This window comes from Planktotalea sp. (assembly GCF_049680325.1).
Taxonomy (GTDB): Bacteria; Pseudomonadota; Alphaproteobacteria; order Rhodobacterales; family Rhodobacteraceae; genus Planktotalea.
Genome location: NZ_JBAUHO010000149.1, coordinates 21,579 through 29,278, shown reverse-complemented (window position 1 = coordinate 29,278; position 7,700 = coordinate 21,579). Strand labels below are relative to the sequence as shown.

The window sequence follows — 7,700 nt, the reverse complement described above, 5'->3', positions numbered from 1 at the left end:
GACCGGGGGGCTAGCCCCCCGGACCCCCCAAGATACTTCTGGAGAGAGGAAGGGGTTAGGCGGGTTTTAAAGCGGTGCGGCCTGAGCGGCTTAGAACGTGCACATCTGTCCCCTCGAAAACGGCTGCAGTGATGGGTTTGCCATAACCCGCACCAGTATCAAGATTGACGTGGTTGCCTGCATGCAAAGGCGTATCGACGGGCGTATGGCCATGCACGACAAGTGCGCCATGATCGCTCTTGTCATGCGAGAATTCTTCCCTGATCCAGACAAGATCATCTTCGGATTGATCCGGTAAAGCGACCCCCGGGCGAACGCCGGCGTGGCAGAAGAAAAGTGGACCATGCGAGACGGAGGTTTCGCAATCTTGCAGAAACCTTTGGTGGCTTAATTGAACTGCATCGCGCGCTTCCGAATGAACCGCGAACAGCCTGCGCCGCTCGCCTACGTCAACGCCATAAGAGGCAAGGGTTGTGGTGCCGCCAAGACGTTCGTGCAGCCAATGATAGCCAACCAGAAGGTGGGGATCATGACGTGGAACGGGCTCCAAAAACCATTCGAACATGCGATCGTGATTGCCCTTGAGAAAGCGCCAAGGTCGCCCTGCCGCCTTTCCCTGAACGAGGCGTTCGATCACGGCTTTGCTATTGCCCCCGCGATCAACGTAATCGCCAAGGAAGACGATTTGTGCGTTGTCGCCGCCGTCGGCATGGATCAGCGCGAGGGCCTCTTCAAGCATTTCGAGTTGGCCGTGGATGTCGCCAATGGCGTAAACTGGATGAGTCATAGGCAAGGCCTAAACGAGAAAGGCCGCCCTGAGAAGAGCGGCCTTTGCAAAGTTTGATTTCAATCTTTATGCGATGTCGAATTCAAGTGTTTTGACTTGCTTGAACAGGCCAGTCGCCTCCAGTGCTTTTAGCGCAGGCGTGGGAACGGCTTCGTCCACATAGAGCAATGCGATGGCTTCGCCTTTTGCCGCGGAACGGCCAAGGGTAAAGTTCGCGATGTTCACGCCGTTTTCGCCCATGGTTTGACCCAATGCACCGATGATGCCGGGCACGTCTTCGTTGGTGGTGTAGACCATATGCGCGCCGACTTCGGCGTCGATGTTGATGCCTTTGATCTGGATAAAACGTGGCTTGCCATCGGAAAAGACCGTACCAGCGATAGAGCGCTCGCGCTTGTCGGTGACAACGGTGACTTTGATGTAGCCATCAAAGGAGCCTGATTTTTCCTGGTTGGTCGTAGAGATTTTGATTCCGCGCTCGGCCGCGATCACGGGGGCAGAGACCATGTTCACATCAGGGTTCACGCGCTTCATGATACCTGCGATTGCGGCGCAGTTCAGCGCCTCAAGGTTCATGTGCGAGACGTTACCATCATAAAGGATGTTGATCGCTTTGATCGGCTCGTCGGTCATTTGACCTGAGAAAGCACCAAGGTGACCTGCAAGAGCGACCCAAGGGCCCATGATCTTGGCTTCTTCAGCCGTGACTGATGGCATGTTGAGCGCGTTTTCTACCGCGCCTGTGTTGAGGTAGTTGGACATTTGTTCAGCGACCTGAAGCGCAACGTTTTCCTGCGCTTCGGTTGTTGCTGCGCCAAGATGCGGCGTGCAGACCACATTAGGCAAACCGAAGAGCGGGTTTTCGGTTGCGGGCTCTACCTTGAAGACGTCGAAGGCCGCGCCAGCAACGTGGCCGGATTTCAGCAGGTCGGCCAGCGCCTCTTCATCGACAAGACCGCCGCGGGCACAGTTGATGATGCGAACGCCTTTCTTGGTCTTTTCGAGGTTTTCACGGCTAAGGATATTGGCTGTCGCCTCTGTGAATGGCACGTGCAGGGTGATGAAATCGGCGCGCTTGAGCAGCTCGTCGAGCTCAACCTTTTCAACGCCCATTTTCTGCGCCTTTTCTTCACCGAGGAAGGGGTCATACGCGACGACCTTCATCTTCAGGCCGCGTGCGCGATCGCAGACGATACCGCCGATGTTGCCTGCGCCGATGACGCCCAGCGTTTTATTGGTCAGCTCGACGCCCATGAATTTGGACTTTTCCCATTTGCCCGCATGTGTGGATGCGGATGCCTCTGGGATTTGACGCGCAACAGCGAACATCATCGCAATAGCGTGCTCGGCGGTGGTAATCATGTTGCCGAATGGTGTGTTCATGACGATCACACCCTTCTTGGAGGCGGCAACTTTGTCGATGTTATCAGTGCCGATGCCTGCGCGTGCGATCACCTTGAGGTTGGTCGCAGCGTCGAGAATCTTCTCGGTGACTTTGGTCGCAGAGCGGATCGCAAGGCCGTCATATGCGCCGATGACTTCGGCGAGCTTGTCTTTGTCCTTGCCCAGATCAGGCTGGAAATCGACGTCGATGCCAGCATCGCGAAAGATTTGTACGGCGGATTCGGAGAGCTTGTCGGATACGAGTACTTTGGGGGCCATGGTGTTGGTCCTTATGCTTGATGAGGGCAGTGCGCATTATCACGCACCCTATATATATTGGGAAGAGTAAGGCGCGTGACTGCCACGCACCCTTGTTTTAAGAGGCTGCGATTTCTTGTTCGAACGCGTAAGCGAGCCATGGAAGCATTGCTTCGATGTCCGACGTTTCAACCGTGCCACCGCACCAGATACGCAAACCCGCAGGGGCGTCACGATAGGCACCAATGTCTAGCGCTACGTCTTCGTTTTCGAGACGCTTGGCGACAGCCTTGGCAAAGGCTGGACCGTCCGTGATGCGCGCATCGTTGAACTTGAGGCAAACAGATGTGTTGGAACGCGTCGCAGGATCAACCGCGAGGAACTCGATCCAGTCATTCGCGTCAACGAAATCTGTGATTGCCGCAGTATTGGCATCCGCACGGGCGATAAGACCTTTGAGGCCACCAACAGAACGCGCCCAATCGAGCGCTTGCAGATAGTCTTCAACCGCCAACATAGACGGTGTGTTGATTGTCTCGCCGACGAAGATGCCCTCGATCAGTTTGCCGCCTTTGGTCATGCGGAAGATTTTCGGCAAGGGCCATGCGGGTGTGTAATTTTCCAGACGCTCAACTGCGCGCGGGGACAGGATCAGCATCCCATGCGCCGCTTCGCCGCCCAGAACTTTCTGCCAAGAGAAGGTCGTCACGTCGAGCTTGTCCCAAGGCAGGTCCATTGCAAACGCAGCAGAAGTCGCATCGCAGAGCGTCAGGCCAGCGCGGGACGCTGGGATCGCATCGCCATTCGGAACGCGCACGCCAGAGGTCGTGCCGTTCCATGTAAAGCAAACATCATTGTCGAAATTCACGTCCGCCAGATCAACGATCTCGCCGTAGTCAGCGGTCTTGGCTGTCGCGTCGATTTTCAACTGCTTGACCACATCCGTGACCCAACCAGCGCCAAAGCTTTCCCAAGCAAGCATTTCAACATGGCGCTCGCCCAGAAGGTTCCACATGGCCATCTCGAATGCGCCAGTATCAGATGCAGGCACGATGCCGATTTTATAATCAGCGGGAACGCCAAGAATTTCGCGGGTCTCTTCAATCGCCGCCTTCAGCTTGGCTTTGCCAACAGCTGCGCGGTGCGAACGGCCCAAGGGCGCATCGCTGAGGTTGTCGAGTTTGAAAACAGGGGGTTTGGCACAAGGGCCAGAGGAAAAACGCGGATTTGCCGGGCGCGTTGCCGGTTGTTCGATAGCCATTTCTGGTATCCTCTCAGATATATGCCCTTCGTTGGGGAAGGGTGTCCCACTGGCGGAAATACGGCGCGGATCGCACTGCTGCAATGGGCAAAATGATACTATGGCGACCAGCTAGCGAAGATTTGCGACCCCGTTGACGCCTATAGGAAACCTGACGCGCGAAATTTTGTGTGGGTTTGAACGCCTGCTTGCGGTTAGGCTGTTAGTATTACGCTGATAACTATCCAAATAGGTGCGCCATGCGGTTTTTGTGTTCATTGATTCTCTTGATGCTTGCTACGTCCCAAGCGAGCGCCTTTTGCGGCTTCTATGTCGCAATGGCAGACGGATCGCTTTACAATCAATCCTCCAAGGTTGTTTTCGTGCGTGACGGTAATCGCTCGACAATCACGATGTCATCGGACTATCGCGGCGCGCCGTCCGACTTTGCGATGATTGTCCCGACGCCAAAAGTTCTAAGGCGCGATCAGATTTCGACAGTGGATGCAAAGATCGTAGATCACCTCGATAGCTATACCGCCCCGCGTCTGGTTGAGTATTTTGATTCTGATCCCTGCGCACCAGAGATTATGATGGAAGCACCTATAGTGGTGGAGGAGGCCGCGCCACGTGGCAATGCAAGAAAACAATCGCTTCAAAGCAGGGCGCGGGCAAAAGGCGTAACGATCAAAGCGCAGTATGCGGTGGGCCAGTATGATATCCTGATCCTAAAGGCCAAGGAATCCGACGGCCTTTCAACCTTTCTGACGGGGGAAGGGTACAAACTTCCCAAAGGCGCAGAGCTGGTTTTGGCAGATTACATCGATGCAGGCATGAAGTTCTTTGTGGCTAAGGTGAATCTAAGCCGACATGCTAAAGGCAAGTCACAAGACCTGCCGCCTTTGCAAATCGCATTTCGCTCCAAATCATTTATGTTGCCGATCCAACTGGGCAAGTTGAATGCGGACAAGGCGCAAGATGCGCTGTTCTTCTTGTTGTCTCGCAAAGGGCGGATCGAGGTCGCGAATTACCGCGCCAAGGCGCTGCCAACCGATGGAAATATCCCGACCTTTGTCGAAAAAGTCTTCCCACAGTTTTATACGGCGATGTTTGCAAAGACCGTTGGCGGCGGAGGCGGCATCGTGATGGAATATGCTTGGGACATGGCGTGGTGCGATCCTTGCGCGGCTGATCCCCTGCCTAACGCTGACTTGAGAGCACTTGGCGTGCAATGGGCGCGCGGCAACGGCACGGCGCAGGATGTCTATGTGACACGCTATCATGCGCAATACAGCAAAGGGCAAATGCAGAAGGATCTGGTCTTTCGTGAAACGAACAACCGCCAGAATTTTCAGGGGCGCTATGTGATGAATCACCCGTATGACGGCAAGGTAGCCTGCCAGGCCGGTCGCGAATACGTGCGTGCAACGAAAAAGCGGTTGGGACAAGAGGCGCAGTATTTGTCGAAATTGACGGGCTGGAGCGTGGGTTCCATCAACCAGAATATCCGTAAAACTGTCCCCGCGGCCTATCGTTAAGATCGATGTGGCAACGCAGGCACTGGCCTAGGTGCGTTTCATAAGGTAGGGCGGCGGCGTCATCTAACGGAGTATCCTATGTTCACCTGCACGCTTATTGCCCGTCCCGGCCTGCTTGATCCCGCTTTGGTAACGTCGCTTCAGGGCGCGTGGGGCGGTGGTGATGCGGTTTGGCTAAGCGCGGATGAGTCTGCGGAATTCGCATTGGAAAGCGTTCCAAGCAATCTTTGGGACGTCTGGGCAGATGTGCAAAAGCTGGGTGTTGATCTGGTGGTGCAGTCCGTTGAAGGGCGCCGCAAGAAGATGCTGCTAGCTGACATGGACAGCACGATGATCCAGCAGGAATGCATTGACGAGTTGGCCGATGAGGCAGGCTTTGGCGAACGCGTTTCCGCGATTACAGCAGCAGCGATGAATGGCGAACTGGATTTCGACGGGGCGCTGCGTGAGCGTGTTGGTCTGTTGAAAGGGTTACCTGAAAGTGTAATCGCAGATGTTCTTGAAAAGCGCATTACGTTGATGCCGGGTGGCCCTGTCCTGCTTGCGACGATGAAGGCAAATGGGGCCTACGCTGCGCTGGTGTCGGGCGGCTTTACGGCGTTCACTTCGGCGATTGCTGCTAAACTGGGCTTTGACGAAAATCGCGCGAATACGTTGATTGCGCGTGACGGCGTTTTGACGGGTGAAGTTGGCGTGCCAATTCTTGGTAAACAAGCCAAAGTAGACGCACTGGAAGAGATCACAGCACGACTTGGCATTATCGAAAGCGATGTTCTGGCCGTTGGTGACGGTGCGAATGATCTTGGGATGCTATTGCGCGCGGGAATGGGGGTTGCATTGCATGCCAAACCGTCCGTAGCGGCGCAATGCGATGTGCGCATCAATCACGGCGACCTCACGGCGCTTCTGTTTGTTCAAGGCTACAGCCGCGAAGAGTTTTCAGGAGCCTAGATCCGCAGTCAATCGACGGCGGGATCAAACCCCATAAGAAACGCCAAAGGCGCGTGATCGTCGGTGAGCACCCTTGCGTTCGCCCTATGTAACACCGCGTCGATAAATGAGGTGCCGAGCACCTGAAAACGGATCGGATCAGGCGCAAGCGTCTCGATCGAGGACACGGGGCTGTTTTGCGCGCTGGCTAGCAAAACGAAGACACGGCGTTCGCCCTTTTCAGGACGCCCTGACGCGGTCCAGACCTCTACACTTGGGAAGACAGCGCGCAGCGTTATGACCACAGCGCCGAGCGCATCAAGGCGGTCTACATTGTCAATCAGGTTCATCGCAAAAACCCCGTCCGCGGACAGTTTATCGGAGACAAGATCGAAGAACTCGCGCGTTACCAAATGTTCGGGGGCTGCGATATCGGTGAAGGCGTCGCCAACGATGACATCGAATTCGCCTTCGCTGTGACTTAGGGCAAGGCGCGCATCTTCATGCAAAACGGAGGTTGTGGTTGGATCGAACCAATACCGCTCTACCGCTGCTTTGGTCACTTCGGGATCAATTTCGGCAACGACGATATCGCTTATTCCGCGATCCGCCCATGCGCGCGGAACGGAATAGGTTCCGCCGCCAATATGAAACGAGCTGAATTCAGTGCGGCCCATGCGCATACGTGGCAAAGCGTCGAGCATCGCGGCGTGTTCGGTAAACATCACACGCGGCGCGTTCTGCGCGCTAATGCCGTGGGCCAAATGATCGACGACCATCAGGCGCACAGCGTTGTTGGGATCGTCTGACATGGACACCGTGCGGATGCAATAATAGCTGCTCTCGCTATCGCAAATAGCGGGTAGGCGCAGCGCGGCGTATCCCGTTCCTGTTGCGATCGCGATCCCTGCGAGGGAGGCAACATAGCCGCGCGATGATGCTCTGCCGAGGGTGAAGCAAATCAAGGCTGCAAACACATAAACAGCGGTTATCACCAAAAGCGTTGTGACCGATCCGAACCAAGGGACAAACAGAAACCCGGCAAGTAGCGTGCCCGCTATCGCGCCAATGGCCCCCGCTGCAAACATCGCCCCAAGGGCCTGTTCGGATTGATCCCGCCCGCGCATGGCCGCGACCGTCAGGACCGGTGCCGGCACGCCCGCGAAGAGCGAGGGCAGGAAGAATGCAAGCGTGCTGAGCGCCGTGATAGCGGCCAATGGGTGTGAAATACTTTCAACGACTGGACCTGCAAAGGCGCGCAAGAGCAGCGTTGCGCCTGCGGTCGTGCACGCGGCGGCAATCATCGTCCAACCCGTGATGCGCAGCGCAGCGGTAGTTTCGCGTGCAGCTATCCTGCCGCCCCACCAATGCCCGACAGAAAAGCCTGCAAGCACCACAGCGATGATAGAGGTCCAGGTGTAAAGGCTCATCCCGACGTAGGGTGCGATCATACGGCCCGCTACAATTTCGACCACGAGACTGGAGGCTGAAATGCCCGCCTGCAAAAAGATCAGCAGCCAAAGGGGGATAAGTGCAGGGGCGATGTGTTTCGTCATCTTTCGGC

Annotated in this window: 6 protein-coding genes; 2 read left to right on the top strand and 4 right to left on the bottom strand. The window is 55.9% G+C overall.

What is annotated here, in order from left to right; all coding sequences use genetic code 11:
• Window positions 1-55 precede the first annotated feature (55 nt).
• The 3 genes from WBC85_RS06820 to WBC85_RS06810 form a co-directional block, all read right to left on the bottom strand.
• The gene (locus WBC85_RS06820; protein ID WP_424434311.1) at window positions 56-787 is read right to left on the bottom strand and encodes a metallophosphoesterase; all 732 of its coding nucleotides are present in this window, start codon (window positions 785-787) and stop codon (window positions 56-58) included.
• A gap of 66 nt (window positions 788-853) precedes the next feature.
• Entirely contained in the window at window positions 854-2,449 is a 1,596-nt protein-coding gene (serA, locus tag WBC85_RS06815) for a phosphoglycerate dehydrogenase (protein WP_424434308.1), read from the bottom strand.
• A 97-nt stretch (window positions 2,450-2,546) separates the two neighbouring features.
• On the bottom strand, window positions 2,547-3,689 hold the full coding sequence (locus WBC85_RS06810) for a phosphoserine transaminase (RefSeq protein WP_424434305.1): 1,143 nt from the start codon (window positions 3,687-3,689) through the stop codon (window positions 2,547-2,549).
• Between the two features lie 269 nt (window positions 3,690-3,958).
• Here WBC85_RS06810 and WBC85_RS06805 point away from each other — a divergent pair, with 269 nt between their 5' ends.
• Both WBC85_RS06805 and serB read left to right on the top strand, forming a co-directional pair.
• A complete protein-coding gene (locus WBC85_RS06805) occupies window positions 3,959-5,206 on the top strand; it encodes a DUF2330 domain-containing protein (RefSeq protein ID WP_424434302.1) in 1,248 nt (415 codons plus the stop codon).
• Window positions 5,207-5,284: 78 nt separating this feature from the next.
• Window positions 5,285-6,157, top strand: coding sequence for a phosphoserine phosphatase SerB (gene serB / locus WBC85_RS06800; RefSeq protein WP_424434299.1), 873 nt, complete (start codon window positions 5,285-5,287; stop codon window positions 6,155-6,157).
• An 8-nt stretch (window positions 6,158-6,165) separates the two neighbouring features.
• Here serB and WBC85_RS06795 read toward each other — a convergent pair whose 3' ends face one another.
• Entirely contained in the window at window positions 6,166-7,692 is a 1,527-nt protein-coding gene (locus WBC85_RS06795) for a fused MFS/spermidine synthase (protein ID WP_424434296.1), read from the bottom strand.
• Window positions 7,693-7,700 lie beyond the last annotated feature (8 nt).

What these genes read in the sequence shown, in the direction of transcription:
- WBC85_RS06820 (WP_424434311.1), bottom strand. Translation starts at nt 787, where the DNA reads ATGACTCATCCAGTTTACGCCATTGGCGACATCCACGGCCAACTCGAA.
- serA (WP_424434308.1), bottom strand. Translation starts at nt 2,449, where the DNA reads ATGGCCCCCAAAGTACTCGTATCCGACAAGCTCTCCGAATCCGCCGTA.
- WBC85_RS06810 (WP_424434305.1), bottom strand. Translation starts at nt 3,689, where the DNA reads ATGGCTATCGAACAACCGGCAACGCGCCCGGCAAATCCGCGTTTTTCC.
- WBC85_RS06805 (WP_424434302.1), top strand. Translation starts at nt 3,959, where the DNA reads ATGCTTGCTACGTCCCAAGCGAGCGCCTTTTGCGGCTTCTATGTCGCA.
- serB (WP_424434299.1), top strand. Translation starts at nt 5,285, where the DNA reads ATGTTCACCTGCACGCTTATTGCCCGTCCCGGCCTGCTTGATCCCGCT.
- WBC85_RS06795 (WP_424434296.1), bottom strand. Translation starts at nt 7,692, where the DNA reads ATGACGAAACACATCGCCCCTGCACTTATCCCCCTTTGGCTGCTGATC.